A 12,908-nucleotide genomic window follows, 5' to 3' on the forward strand; every position below is an offset into this window, starting at 1 on the left:
TTCTGTATTTATACTATTTAGAAATATGTCCCTGAATTATAGGTTGATGTTGATATTGAAACCGTAACTTCTCGCAGATGGGTAGGCCATGTTTTCTATCCCTGGCTGTAGTGTCCCTCCACTCATCGCCATGACATCTGGGTCAAAATGTGGATTCTCCGTCCAAAGAGCTAGATTTCTACCTACTACAGATACTTTGATCGATCTGACTGGCGTACTAACAAACCACTTGCTAGGCATCGTGTAGCTCAACTTAACCTCTCTCAACTTGACATACGACGCATCATACTTTGCAGCCTCTACGTTGTTTCGCTCGTAGTATCTGTTGTGCCAATTTCTAGAAGCAACTTTCACATTATTTGGTATAAAAGAACCATCGGCATTTTGAATTACACCTTCAGAAATGATACCGTTTCCATCTAAGGCTAGGTCATAGCCATTCTCTCTTCCATATAATGTCTCTTTCAACTGACCAGAAGTACTGCCAATCGTCTTGGTTCGAGACACAACTATACCTCCTTGACGGATATCAAACAAAACCCCCAATGATAGGCCTTTGAATGAAAGCGTATTTTGGATACCCATCATCCAGTCTGGGTTATAGTTGCCTTGTTTTTCCAATTCAGAACCACGGAGAGGTGTACCTTCAGCTGAGTGAATAATCTGACCGTAATACGGACTGTTCTCATCTTCAACTCTCGCAAAACCAACACCATAGATATCCCCCATTCGCTCACCTACTCGTGCTTGTACATAAGCTCCATTTATTTCAGTCATGGTATATGTATCTAAGCCTTCCGTCAATTCGATTACTTTTGATCTGTTTCGTGTAAAGTTGACTCCCATCTCCCAAGTCAATCCATTGGCCAACTGAACTGGCGTAGCGTTCACCATAAGTTCGATTCCGTTGTTTTGAATCTCTCCTGCGTTGATGATACGGCTATTATAGCCTGTAGCTATATCCAATGCGATCGGGATGATCTGATCACTTGTACGATTGTCATAGTATGTAAAATCTAATCCCAATCTACCTTTAAAGAGCCTCACATCTGCACCCAACTCGAATGAAGCTGTTTTCTCTGGCTTCAACTCAGCATTAGCCAAAACAGAAGACTCACTTTTAGCCTGAGTAGAACCCCATGCAGTCTCTGACACATAGACATTAGACAGACTGTATGGATTTGTATCGTTACCAACCTGTGCGTACGCGCCTCTCAACTTAACAAATGAAATCGGTGACGGAAGCGCTACCATATCACTAATCACCGCACTCAATGTCGCTGATGGGTAGAAATAGCTATTGTTATCAACTGGCAATGTCGAGGACCAGTCATTTCGTCCTGTGACATCCAAGAAGATCATGTTCTTGTATGCGAACTGAGCGTAACCATATAGCGAGTTAATTTTCTTCTCCGTATCGTTTTGAGAAACCTGAAGATTGACAGCCGAATTAGAGAAGTTATAAATCCCTGGAATCAATAGCTGAGGAGCAACGGTTTGATTGTAGTTGAAGGTTTGCTTCATTTGATTACCTCCTGCTGAAACCGTGAAACCAAAGTCCTTATTCAATTGCTTATTGTATGTCAAAAGGAAGTCAGAATTGCGTTCGTTGAAGTACAATTTATCCTCCCGATACATACCTAATGGGAATCTCTGTGTACTAAAGGCTCTTTTTCTATCTCTGAGTTCGTTGTAAAAATCAGTACCTGTTCTAACCATCAAGCTCAACTCATTGGTAAACTTGTAGGTAGCAGACACATTACCCAATACTCTGTCCTTGGATTGACCATTAGTATTTTCGTAGGTCGTGAAATAAGGATTGTCGTGGTAGTTGTAGTTGTAATTGAACTGTTGTACACCTTCCATCCCTGGCATCCAATAATTCTTCAGGTTGTTGGTATTGACCTGACGACCATACCATATCCATAAGTACATCAAACTCTCCGTACCATAACTAATCGCTGGGCGGTTGCCACTCTCAGTATTGATGTAGTTGATAGAAGCATTGATTTTCAATTTATCCGTCAAGTTCACCCCTGTATTCAAAGCAAGTGTATTTCTTTTCAAATCAGTATTTGGTACCATTCCCTTTTGATCCAAATTGGTATATGAAAGCCTTATGTTTCCTTTGTCATTAGACGAAGCAATCGAGATACTATTCGTCAGTGTCACTCCTGTTTCGAAAAAGTCATTGATATTGTCTGGACTTGGAGACCATGCAGTAGGCGTGATAGTACTCCCAGCAGGTGCATTAAGATCACCTCCCCTAAACCCATCAATATTTCGTGGTGAGTCAAACTGCGAGATCAACTGACCGTCCAACTTAGGACCCCAGCTTTCGTCCACACCATCCGCGATCCCTGATCCCGACCCATCTACAAACTCGAACTGACCATTGTTTCCTTGTCCGTATGTATTTTGCCACTCTGGCAAACGCAATGGATTCTCAAAAGTCGTATTAGAGTTGATAGTTATCCCGATTCCTTTGGAGGATTTCCCTGTCTTGGTTGTGATTAAAATTGCCCCGTTAGCAGCACGTGAGCCATACAGGGCTGCTGCTGCAGGCCCTTTAAGAACAGACACCGTAGCAATATCATCTGGGTTAATTTCTCCTGCGGCGTTCCCGTAATCCACTTCTAGGTTTCCACTACCCGATGCGCCCTGCACTTGATTACTAATTGGAATACCATCCACGATGAACAAGGGCTGATTTCCATTGATGTTCAATGAGGACTCTCCTCTGATCGTAACTCTAGCCGATCCTCCTATGGTAGATCCTGAGTTAGTCACCTGTACACCTGCGACTTTACCACTCAACCCACTGACCATATTGGTCTCGCGCGCTTCGGTCATGTCATCACCTTGTACTTCTTGCACTGAATAGCCTAGTGCCTTAGTTTCTCTTTCCACACCAAGAGCAGTGACCACTACCTCGTGGAGTTCTTTTACATTTTCTGCTAATGTAGCGTCCACTACTGTGCGGCTACCTATCGTTACTTCCTGAGTCGCATAACCTATGCTAGTCATGATCAGCTTCTCTGCACCAGATGGAATCGTAAGAGAGTAACGACCATTGACATCTGTAATACTACCTACAGTTTCATTCCCTTTGACGATCACAGTCGCGCCGATGACAGCAGTCCCTGTAGCATCAGATACTTGTCCTTCGATGCGTCTATCCTGTGCGCTAGCGACAATACTACCCATGAGAACAAAAACGAGCACCAAGCTTTGTAGCAGTAGCTTAATGTTTTTTGGATTCAATAAAATTGAGTTCATAGAATTTGATTTTTGTGTTTTGATCCCGCAATATCAAATTCTACTTTGAAGTGAGTATGTTGAAAATGTTACACTATCTGTAAGATCAGTAGCGCAAAAAGTCCATTTGTTAACATTAAATTAATTGACTAATATGAAACCCAATTGACAACACTGAATCAAAATAAAGTCATTAAACAAATGTTAAGTTTACTAATATGAAACTATACTTGTACGTAAGTTGACAAATAAGAAACCAAAGAAAAGCCATGAACAACATCGTAGTTAGCTGGATCGGTAACAAAATCAAGTCCCTCCGCAACCAAAAAAACCTCTCACTCAACGAACTAAGCAACCAATCCAAAATCAGTAAAAGTCTACTCTCAAAAATAGAAAACTCACGCACGATCCCTTCTCTACCTGTTTTCATCAATATCCTAGAATCACTCGAAGTAGCGCCCAAAGATTTCTTTGAAGACATGTACCTAAAAAACGGTCACAATTTCACAGTCGTAAAAAAAGAAGATCGAAAAACAATAGAAAAGGAAGATCGTGTGGGATTCAAGTATCACTCCATCATCAACCAAAGCCTCCTCAACCTCAATGTAGATATCGTACACCTGACAGTAGAACCACACGCCAAATATGAACCCACCAGCACCGATGGTTATGAGTTCAAAATTGTTCTCTCTGGAAAAATCGAATACATCATAGGAGAAGAAAGCACCCTGCTGCAAGAAGGTGACTCGATATTCTTTGACGCCCGTATCCCCCACTATCCCAAAGCTGCCGAGGAACGGGTTCAGCTGCTAGTCATCTATTTTTTATTTCCATAAATAGATGATGAAAGCATCACAAATCAACTAACCTCTATCCAGTACAAACTGAATTCGGTCCTGCATACGTGACACCACTGCGCCCCAATTAAAGGAAGTGCACACGCGATTTCGTCCATACGTTTAAAAAATCATTTTCAACTTTAAGTTGGCCAATCACTTTAAGCAGCTGATCACGTTCATCTTCGACTTGAGACTTCTTGCTTTTACCTTTTTTCTCAAAAACACCTTCTGCGTTGGCCAAAAACTCCCTTTTCCAGAGGCAAGCACCTTCCAGAGAAAGTAAGAGAATTAAAGATAAGATTAAGGTTTTCATTTCACTATCAAGAGTTGCTGATAACGTCCAACTATCATCTGTAAGCTGGACTTTTCAAATATCTACTAAAATATCATATCGCACGAGCCTTTGCAAACCTGCCTGTGCCAGACAGGTAGCTCAGTTAGCTTATGGATGATAGTGATTGCTATATTCAGTTCTTCTCTGCAAGTTGTTCGTATTTTGAGCGAATAGTCTGAATTCTTTTATGCCATATTCTCCATAATATGAATGCTTGAGCTGCCACAAAGGCCACAAGTACAAAAGTACTTGCGTAGTGTCGTTGTTCAAAAGTTTCGATACCTGAAAGAAAGAACCCGAAAATAGCAGTAAGCGCTAGTGTTCGTGAGCCAATGGATAGGTAGGCATATTTCTTCAACCTTTTTAGGTAAGTCACCAATGAACTGACAAGGTTTTCACCACTGATTGGATTGTTGGTGACTTGGTAGTTAAGTGAGTTATGGACAAGCATTAATGCCACAGAAATAATCAATGCTAGGTTCCAAAATATAGGCTTCAAGTGGCCATCGAAGAAGTTGTAATAAAAACCAAGAAACAATATCCAAGCTGTACTCTCGATAATCATCTGGATTCTTATTCCTCTCAAAACCGGATGTCCGTTAACATTGACCATCCCCAAGAGTGCTTCCTTACTGATTTGAGAGGACTCTAAGGAGTTAAATTGTGATTTCAAATTTTCTAGTTCCATCGTTTATGTATTTAATAATTTTCTTAATTTTTCTTTAACCCTTGTCAGACGTGCGCCAACATTGCTTTCGCTTATTCCCATAACTTCCCCGATTTCACGATAGCTGAGATCTTCAAAATAGAGAGATAACAGTGCCCTTTCGGCTTCCTTCAATTGACGAATAGTGCGAAAGAGCTTTTCACTATTTTCATCTTCTGATTCCTGTTCAATTGTTCCGTAATCATTTTGATATTCTTCCAGTTCAGCATGCATTATTTTAGGCTTTCTGAAAGTGGCCATTGCTGTGTTTAGCCCTACCCGATACATCCACGTGGTGAGTTTGGATTTACCTTCAAATTGGTCAAACGATTTCCATATTTGATAAATAATTTCCTGAAACAGGTCTTCCCGATCTTCCTGGCTATCCCTATACATCTTACAGATTTTGTGAATGATGGCTTGGTGCACAAATACCTGTTCGAGAAAGTGTTCCTTATCCTTCATTGTTTTTGAAAATAATCAATCCTACCTCTACCTTCAGTTTTCAGTCCTGTTATTTTATTCGATTCATCGGACTGAAATACGAATTGAATATTCACCTTCTGTGCTGTGAAATTGAGTTCATCGGTTGCAAAAAGCTTTAAGGGAGGGTTGGAGCCTAGTTTAGCGTATAAGCTTCTCTGGTGAATAATCGTCAGTAATACCATTCCATTTTCCGCCTGATACCTACCAGCAAGGTGCTCCAGTTGTTCAACTGATAGCTGAATTTCTTCACCGAAATCTTTTGGCATTTCAAACGGCAGTCCAAAAACAATTTTCTCGATATCCTTCCTAATGTTGTCAGTGGGTAAAAAGGACATGTTGGACATAATCACTATGCTAAACCTTTCGTCTGGGTATATAGCTGCATTGCAGGAATAGCCATATGTGCCACCTCCCAAATGAAAGGTCTTTATTTGGTTTTCTCCATTATCTGTCAGGTACCATCCACGTCCGTATTTAGATTCTTTTTGAGGGTTCTCATGGTCAGTCATCGGTTGGAATGAACGCGTAATCAAATCTTCTCCCCAATACGCTGTTGTTAGGAAACTTCGGCACCACTTGGTCATATCTGCCGAAGTGGAATACATGTTCCCTCCTCCTTTCATAGAGGCCATATTTCGTGGAGGTGCCATGATCACATTGTCAGAAATCAGATGATAACCAGAAGACATATTAGACAAAATGGAATGTCCGTTATAGATTCCTGTGGCATCCATGTTTAGCTTACTCAAAATTTTGGTTTGGAGGATGTTTTCAAAACTATCTGAATAAACATCTTCAAGGATAGATGCCAACAGGTAGTAACCGGGACTAGAGTAGCCAAATTTGCTTCCCGGATCAAATTCCAGTTCCATATTGAAAAATTCAGCCAGTATTTGTTCGTGATTGAGAGGTATTAGTGATTTTTCAGTCCAGTAACCCTCTATTCCTTTCCAGTGAGGAATTCCGGAAGTATGAGACATCAGTTGTCGGATAGTGACCCGTTTCCATTCTTCATTTGGAAGATTGTGAAAGTATGAGATGATTTTGTCGTCCAATGTAAGCTTTCCTTCCTGTTCTGCGAGTGAGACGAGCAGTGCTGTGAAGGATTTAGTCATTGATGCAATCTTAAATTTTGTGTTTGATCGAATCGGTACTTCAAGCTCCCGTGAGGCCAGTCCAATTTCTTTTTCCAGCATATGCCCTTCTCCGTCCACAATAGTCACAATTCCATTGAATCCAACTTGTCGATTCTGAATTTCCAGATAGCTTGACAGTTTTTGCTCAAAGTCAATAGCTGGGGACTGAGCCATTGAATTGAATGAATGAAGAATTAAGCTCCCTATCAATAAATAGTTGATTGTCAGATTTGATTTCATCATTTTTCTTTTTTTGGGGCATGTGTTGAGAAAAAGAAGAAATCCTTACAGTTAAACTGTTAAAAAAGCAATACGCTATAGGATGGGTGTATTGAATATAAGGCCTGTGTATGGTGCGTGTCGTTTGATAATACAGCCAAAGTAGTGAAAATCTGCCGAACCTTCTAGCGAATCGGTGGGAGCTGCCTGCCCGTCCGGCAGGCGGGCGTTCCGCCGAGGCTGGCTAACTGCTCAGTTCGCACATACACTATCACGCCATGTTATGTGGATTTATTTCGGTCGATTCTTCAAGTCCATTCGATCATGCAGTATTCTGGTAATTTCAACTTGTTCGTCCGAAATTAAGCGATAGAATACGATATGTCGGCTCACCTTAAATCCAAATAAATCTCTCCGTATCCCCTCGTAATTTCGTCCTAGCTGCTGGTTCACTGCAATTGATTCAAAAGCGTTAAAAATTGTTCATGATAGGTGTCTGCCTGTTCTTCAGACCAGTTGTCAAAGGTGTAGTTCCAAATGTTAGATAAATCCCGAACAGCAAGATTGGTAAGTTTATACTTACCCATTCGATCTTGTTGCTTTCAACTGCTTTAAATGTGTTGATGGGTTAAAATCTTCGGCAATTCCACTGTCAATCCCTTCTTGTATGGCCCTCTTGAGTGAAATAACTTTGTTCTCCTCTTCTTCGAGAAGTCTTAATCCAGCGCGTACAACTTCGCTTGCGTTCTTAAAGCGACCTTCCGAGACACTATGTTTGACAAAGCTGTCAAAGTAGTGTCCGAGTGAAATTGATGTGTTCTTGCTCATACATCAAAAATACCAAAAATTGGTAACAATTCAAACTACAGCAATTCCACATAACGTCCGCATATGGCGATGTGCCACACGGTTTGATAAAGTACTAAAGTAGCCGAATCGCGACAAACTACAAAAGTCTGTTTAGCCATTAGCCTAGATTTGGACTGCCAAGGAAACCACGAATGCCAGCCTGTCGGCTGACAGGCGTTATTGGTATTCTAGAGATTCCGCGTGGAGCGGTAGTGCTGATTCTGGCATTGATTCGAAAAGCTCGCAAGGGCATTCGTACTGATCATGCCTACACCATGTTATCCACTTTTGGTTTGTTTCGTGTTAATCTGCAAATGCCTCCACAACTGCTTCGAGTTTGTTTGGTTAAAATTATTGAGCTGTTTTTATGATATTAATAGCTGCTTTTCCATTGTTGGTGTACACGCTTAGGAACCAAATATTAGTTAAACCCATCAAAGCAATTGGTTGTTCTTCCGGATCAGTTCCCAATATATGCTTCTCGATTTCACTAAGTGTTGTTGAACCAAGAAATGTTATTTGACTCATTTCCAATTTGAGTTTCTTCGTCCACTGTTGGAGAGAATCTTCGATGCTGCTAGCTTTAACTTGTGAGGTGTATGTTCCTCCTCTAAATTCCATGATAAACGTATAAAGTTCTGTCATTTAATTCCTTGTGGATAACGTCTAGCTAAAATGAGTATGCGCTCCAGTTGCTAGACCTTCTATAATTTCTTCTTAGTAAATACCTTTCCAAGTGCTCAGTTCGCATATTCATTTTTAGCGCTTGTTGTAAGCTGTTTTTCTTGATATTTCGGGTCATTTAAATCTTTATTCCACAGTTCTTTGATCCTTCGGATTTCAATATCTGAAATCAAGTTCATCTTTGATTTCCTCTCAGTTTCCAATAGACGATCAAGTATTATTTTGCGCCCTTCGAGGGTAATAGGACCTAATCCAATCTGTCCGTTCCTTCTAGTTTCACATCTGTAATTTTTGTTATCTCTAAAAACACTGATCCAATTCCGAAAGCTGTGAAGCTCTTCAAGTTCTGAATAGCCATTCTCGATCATTTTTGAAATTGATTTATCCTTCCGAACAACTGTGCAAGTCCAACAGCCAAATCGACTACTTCCGCAGGATTTCCCAGGCAATTCTCTATATACCGGACATTCAGAACCTGCGTCTTTATACAATTCACCTAATTTCTGAGAATCAATACTCTCTGGAAAACTGTTGAATTTCAGAGCTGCCCAAACATCTTTAATGTTATGGTGTACAATAGGGCTGAATATTTTTTTACTGGATGATCCAGATTGATTGAAGTAATGATCTGAGCTAGTAGAATGTTTCTTCATTGTCCGATCTCGTTGTTCACTTTCTCCATTCCGAATACCAAGCAAAACAACTGCTTTTGGGTTGTTATCAATTATCTGTTTAACTGGATCTATTCGAAGTTTATCAGTACACCATCGAAAGATATTTGTTGGAGTGGGATATCCTCTTCCAATTACTTTAACAAAAAATCTATCCTCCAACTTCGGCTCAGCAATCTCAAAATTGAAAGGAAGATTATTCTCTTCACATTCATCACGCAGTTTGTCGAACGTGGCATATACGTATTGAGTAATTATCGGATTTTCAACACCTGTATCACAATAAACAACCTTAACCTTTTTATGTCTGTCTTCTAATTGTGACAGTGCTATAATTGTCAATTTAAGCATTGCAGAGGAATCTTTTCCACCACTATATCCAAGGAACCAAGGGTCATTATTCTTCAAATATTCGTTTTGGATAATCTGAATTGCAACTTTATCCTTTTCAGGGATTGGTATAAGACAGCTGCTACAAAACCCCATCTATTTTATCAATTAGGTCTTGTCTGCAATTGGTTTCGATATATTCTATCTGATCATTTGAAAGGTTGATGTGTCTAAAAACAGTTAAAATGTGAAATGCAAATGATAAAAGTCCGGCTCCCACAAGAAGAATTCCTGTCAACCATATTGCCATTGTGTCCAAATAAAGTCCTGTCACTATGTAGATTAAACTGGAGAAAATGGACATTAAAAAAATGTCAGCTGTAGATGTCCACAGTAGACCATTAAAATAAACTAATTGTCCTTTTGCTGTTAATGAATTGTCATTATCTACCAAATTGTAGAAGATGTGCTTAATGTGTTTATCCTTAAGAGTATTAAGTTGTTCTTGACTTACTTCTTTATTGTAAACCTTAAGTAATGAGCTAGTAATATAAAGGTCAATCTGACGGTGAGAGTAATTAGTAATAAAGAATCGAATGTTCAACATGTGATACATTGCTCCAATTACAAGAGAAGGAATTATTAAAAGACTATAAGCCAACCAACCTTCACCCATTTTGATTTCAAAGCCTGTTTGATGAAGAAGTGGCAGAAACGCCAAGATCAAAGTCAATCCAGGAATCAATAGTCTCAAAAATTTCAGTGTCTTTCTTTCCATGATATACTGACTAACGCCAAATTAATTATTGATTATCAGATAGTTACAAAAGTGCTTTTTCGAGTTCATTTTCATCATATTCAAACATTTTCAATTTGACGTTAGCTTCTGAAATCAATTTGGAAAAGTCGAAATTGAGAAATTTTACGAGTTCAATTTCAGCTCCAAATCTCCCCAATGCCTCCCAACATTTCGCTATACGCAATTGCGTATATATATTATTGGTGTCGAGCTAATCTAGTGGGTTTTTAATCTTTTTCATAGCGTTATGAGCAACATGTGTATAAAGCTCCCTAGTGCCTACCGTGTCGGGATACTGCTTTTCGTTTCAACGGTTTTAAGTCACTCTGCGGAAGGCCTAAAACAACAGACAGCCAAGCTGTACACTATTCATTTTACACACTTAAAAACCACGGCTACCGACACCTCGTCAATCATTGATTTTCTCAAGAATACCCTTTTCCCAGCGTAGCGACAAGCAAGCCGGTCTTTAAGATCAAAGTACAGCCTATATATACCCATATCTAGGTAGCGGGTCAAAAGCTTTCACCTTTCAGATCGCTTTGAGGAGAGTAATAAAGGTTCGGGTTTCTGCTTGCGCAAGCAGAAGGCGCACCTTGGGCAAGCAGACCGTTGCGCTTGCCCAAGTACAGGCTCCCCCTTGCGCAAGGGGAAGGCCGACCTTGCGCAAGGCCAGATCGGCGCTTGGAGTGTTCCCAGTCGCAGGTGCTACAGGATTTAGAGTTTTCATTTCAATATTTTGCTCGATCTACCCTGTCAAAGACAGACGATACTACTTCTCTTATGAAGATGGTTTTTGTCCAATAGAGGAGAAAAAAATACTGGACAGGAAGTGATTCAAAAAGTAATAATCATTCAAAAACAAACTTACATGACGGTGCCCTTTGACCCGTGGGTCTCATGATAGCCGCTAGTCCAGTGATGCTCTGTGATGCTCCTAAGCCTATTTCTAGTCCCTGCCCTCTCTCATACTGCCACAAGCTTACCAAAGAAGATGTACAGCTACTGGCCACATATTTCTTGTTTCCATAGCTACTGTAGTATCTTTGTGCGAAATCAATGCTCATGACATTTAATCAGGATCGAAAATCAAATCACAGATGAATATAGAACAAGAACTACTTAAAAGAAGTGAATCCAAATGTGAACTATGCGGCGCGACAGAAACACTCAACGTGCACACCGTCTCTCCAAAATCTGGGCAGGACCTCTCCGAAAATGCAATGATCTGTGGCTCTTGTTTGGAACAAATAGACGACAAAGATAAAATCAACCCCAACCACTGGCACTGCCTCAACGACAGCATGTGGAGCGAAGTACCTGCCGTACAAGTACTCGCATGGAGAATGCTCAACGACTTGATCGCTGAAGGCTGGGCACAAAACCTCCTAGAAATGCTCTACCTCGACGATGACACCCTTGCATGGGCCAAAGAGGGAATGGTCGCTGATGAGCAAAAGGCCATTAAGCATATCGATAGCAACGGCGTACAGCTATCTGCGGGGGATTCGGTTGTTCTCATCAAAGACCTCAACGTCAAAGGTGCCAACTTCACTGCCAAACGTGGCACGGCAGTCCGCAACATCACCCTCACCCATGACAATGCCGAACATATCGAAGGCAAGGTCAACGGACAACACATCGTCATCCTCACCCAGTTCGTCAAGAAAAGCTAGTTCAAATGTAGCTTCCTACAGATTCTCCAGCCAATCACAAATGCTATTTTTCTAAGAGACAAAACCTATTATCTGATTCAGAGGGATTATCAAATTGAATAATTCAGGTTAAATTGTGCCTTAGACTTAAAAACATAAACCCGACAACTATGTCCATAAGTACTGACGCTGAAATGGCAGGAATGCGAGAAATTAGCACCATCGTGGGGCTTACCTTGAAAAAAATGCGTGAATATGCCAAGGAAGGCATGCCCACCAAAGAACTCGACGAGTATGGCTATGAAATACTCAAAAAGCATGGAGCAAAATCTGCCCCATTCGAAACCTACGGATTTCCTGGATGGACATGCATCAGTGTCAACAAAGAGATCGCGCATGGTATTCCCTCAGAACAAAAAATCCTCAAAAATGGTGACCTCATCAACATAGACGTGTCTGGAGAGCGTAACGGTTTTTGGGCAGACAATGGCGGATCATTCGTGCTAGGCGAGGATATACATGTACATCAACCACTCATCGAAGCATCCAAAAAAGCCCTCTTCAATGCGATCAACAAAATCCAAGATGGCATCAAAATATCCGACATAGGACACATCATCGAGTCAGAGGCTAATCGAAGTGGATTCAAAGTAATCAAAAATCTAGCAGGTCACGGAGTAGGCAGAAGCCTCCACGAAAAACCCGAAAACATCCTCAACTACCGAGACAAACATGATCACCAAAGGTTCGAAAAAAACTCTGTCGTGGCGATAGAAACTTTCATCTCTACCAAATCTACCCAAGCTGTAGAACTGAAAGATGGATGGACTTTGGTAGGCAACCGAGGAGGGTTCGTCGCACAGCACGAACACACCATCGTGGTGACTGATGAGCAGCCGATTATCTTGACAGAAGCCAACGAGATATGGAAGTAAACCTAGA

Annotated in this window: 13 protein-coding genes and 1 pseudogene; 3 read left to right on the forward strand and 11 right to left on the reverse strand. The window is 40.8% G+C overall.

Going from position 1 to position 12,908, the window contains the following annotated elements; translation table 11 throughout:
- Positions 1–36 precede the first annotated feature (36 nt).
- Complete coding sequence (locus BGP76_RS10645; protein WP_119844645.1) at positions 37–3,279, reverse strand: SusC/RagA family TonB-linked outer membrane protein; 3,243 nt, start codon at positions 3,277–3,279, stop codon at positions 37–39.
- 248 nt (positions 3,280–3,527) lie between these two features.
- Between BGP76_RS10645 and BGP76_RS10650 the strand changes: the two genes are divergently transcribed.
- Complete coding sequence (locus tag BGP76_RS10650; RefSeq protein WP_073124692.1) at positions 3,528–4,094, forward strand: helix-turn-helix domain-containing protein; 567 nt, start codon at positions 3,528–3,530, stop codon at positions 4,092–4,094.
- Positions 4,095–4,182: 88 nt separating this feature from the next.
- On the opposite strand, the gene BGP76_RS10655 is transcribed toward BGP76_RS10650, so the two are convergent.
- The 10 genes and pseudogenes from BGP76_RS10655 to BGP76_RS10710 form a co-directional block, all read right to left on the reverse strand.
- Complete coding sequence (locus BGP76_RS10655) at positions 4,183–4,410, reverse strand: hypothetical protein (RefSeq protein WP_119844646.1); 228 nt, start codon at positions 4,408–4,410, stop codon at positions 4,183–4,185.
- A gap of 154 nt (positions 4,411–4,564) precedes the next feature.
- The gene (locus tag BGP76_RS10660) at positions 4,565–5,119 is read right to left on the reverse strand and encodes a hypothetical protein (RefSeq protein ID WP_119844647.1); all 555 of its coding nucleotides are present in this window, start codon (positions 5,117–5,119) and stop codon (positions 4,565–4,567) included.
- Positions 5,120–5,122: 3 nt separating this feature from the next.
- The gene (locus tag BGP76_RS10665; protein WP_119844648.1) at positions 5,123–5,602 is read right to left on the reverse strand and encodes an RNA polymerase sigma factor; all 480 of its coding nucleotides are present in this window, start codon (positions 5,600–5,602) and stop codon (positions 5,123–5,125) included.
- Entirely contained in the window at positions 5,599–7,002 is a 1,404-nt protein-coding gene (locus BGP76_RS10670; RefSeq protein ID WP_119844649.1) for a serine hydrolase, read from the reverse strand. The genes BGP76_RS10665 and BGP76_RS10670 overlap by 4 nt, the downstream gene beginning before the upstream one ends.
- 267 nt (positions 7,003–7,269) lie before the next feature.
- Positions 7,270–7,565, reverse strand: a pseudogene (locus tag BGP76_RS20630) (type II toxin-antitoxin system RelE/ParE family toxin).
- A complete protein-coding gene (locus BGP76_RS10680; RefSeq protein ID WP_119844650.1) occupies positions 7,558–7,806 on the reverse strand; it encodes a type II toxin-antitoxin system ParD family antitoxin in 249 nt (82 codons plus the stop codon). Before BGP76_RS10680 ends, BGP76_RS20630 begins: the two are co-directional and overlap by 8 nt.
- A 372-nt stretch (positions 7,807–8,178) precedes the next feature.
- Positions 8,179–8,472: a hypothetical protein gene (locus tag BGP76_RS10690; protein WP_119844652.1), complete on the reverse strand. Its 294-nt coding sequence runs from the start codon at positions 8,470–8,472 to the stop codon at positions 8,179–8,181.
- Positions 8,473–8,567: 95 nt separating this feature from the next.
- Positions 8,568–9,668 (reverse strand): phosphoadenosine phosphosulfate reductase family protein, encoded by a 1,101-nt coding sequence (locus BGP76_RS10695; RefSeq protein WP_119844653.1) that lies wholly within the window; start codon positions 9,666–9,668, stop codon positions 8,568–8,570.
- Positions 9,655–10,290: a hypothetical protein gene (locus BGP76_RS10700; protein WP_119844654.1), complete on the reverse strand. Its 636-nt coding sequence runs from the start codon at positions 10,288–10,290 to the stop codon at positions 9,655–9,657. Before BGP76_RS10700 ends, BGP76_RS10695 begins: the two co-directional genes overlap by 14 nt.
- Before the next feature lie 872 nt (positions 10,291–11,162).
- Positions 11,163–11,378 (reverse strand): hypothetical protein, encoded by a 216-nt coding sequence (locus tag BGP76_RS10710; protein ID WP_119844656.1) that lies wholly within the window; start codon positions 11,376–11,378, stop codon positions 11,163–11,165.
- A 33-nt stretch (positions 11,379–11,411) separates the two neighbouring features.
- Between BGP76_RS10710 and BGP76_RS10715 the strand changes: the two genes are divergently transcribed.
- Complete coding sequence (locus tag BGP76_RS10715; RefSeq protein ID WP_119844657.1) at positions 11,412–11,987, forward strand: alkylphosphonate utilization protein; 576 nt, start codon at positions 11,412–11,414, stop codon at positions 11,985–11,987.
- 149 nt (positions 11,988–12,136) lie between these two features.
- A complete protein-coding gene (gene map, locus BGP76_RS10720) occupies positions 12,137–12,901 on the forward strand; it encodes a type I methionyl aminopeptidase (protein ID WP_119844658.1) in 765 nt (254 codons plus the stop codon).
- The last annotated feature ends 7 nt before the right edge of the window (positions 12,902–12,908 follow it).

The organism is Reichenbachiella sp. MSK19-1 (assembly GCF_003590315.1).
Lineage (GTDB): Bacteria > Bacteroidota > Bacteroidia > Cytophagales > Cyclobacteriaceae > Reichenbachiella > Reichenbachiella agariperforans.

Excerpts from the sequence above, each read along its gene's own strand:
- BGP76_RS10645 (WP_119844645.1), bottom strand. The coding sequence starts at position 3,279 with ATGAACTCAATTTTATTGAATCCAAAAAACATTAAGCTACTGCTACAA.
- BGP76_RS10650 (WP_073124692.1), top strand. The coding sequence starts at position 3,528 with ATGAACAACATCGTAGTTAGCTGGATCGGTAACAAAATCAAGTCCCTC.
- BGP76_RS10655 (WP_119844646.1), bottom strand. The coding sequence starts at position 4,410 with ATGAAAACCTTAATCTTATCTTTAATTCTCTTACTTTCTCTGGAAGGT.
- BGP76_RS10660 (WP_119844647.1), bottom strand. The coding sequence starts at position 5,119 with ATGGAACTAGAAAATTTGAAATCACAATTTAACTCCTTAGAGTCCTCT.
- BGP76_RS10665 (WP_119844648.1), bottom strand. The coding sequence starts at position 5,602 with ATGAAGGATAAGGAACACTTTCTCGAACAGGTATTTGTGCACCAAGCC.
- BGP76_RS10670 (WP_119844649.1), bottom strand. The coding sequence starts at position 7,002 with ATGATGAAATCAAATCTGACAATCAACTATTTATTGATAGGGAGCTTA.
- BGP76_RS10680 (WP_119844650.1), bottom strand. The coding sequence starts at position 7,806 with ATGAGCAAGAACACATCAATTTCACTCGGACACTACTTTGACAGCTTT.
- BGP76_RS10690 (WP_119844652.1), bottom strand. The coding sequence starts at position 8,472 with ATGACAGAACTTTATACGTTTATCATGGAATTTAGAGGAGGAACATAC.
- BGP76_RS10695 (WP_119844653.1), bottom strand. The coding sequence starts at position 9,668 with ATGGGGTTTTGTAGCAGCTGTCTTATACCAATCCCTGAAAAGGATAAA.
- BGP76_RS10700 (WP_119844654.1), bottom strand. The coding sequence starts at position 10,290 with ATGGAAAGAAAGACACTGAAATTTTTGAGACTATTGATTCCTGGATTG.
- BGP76_RS10710 (WP_119844656.1), bottom strand. The coding sequence starts at position 11,378 with ATGAGCATTGATTTCGCACAAAGATACTACAGTAGCTATGGAAACAAG.
- BGP76_RS10715 (WP_119844657.1), top strand. The coding sequence starts at position 11,412 with ATGAATATAGAACAAGAACTACTTAAAAGAAGTGAATCCAAATGTGAA.
- map (WP_119844658.1), top strand. The coding sequence starts at position 12,137 with ATGTCCATAAGTACTGACGCTGAAATGGCAGGAATGCGAGAAATTAGC.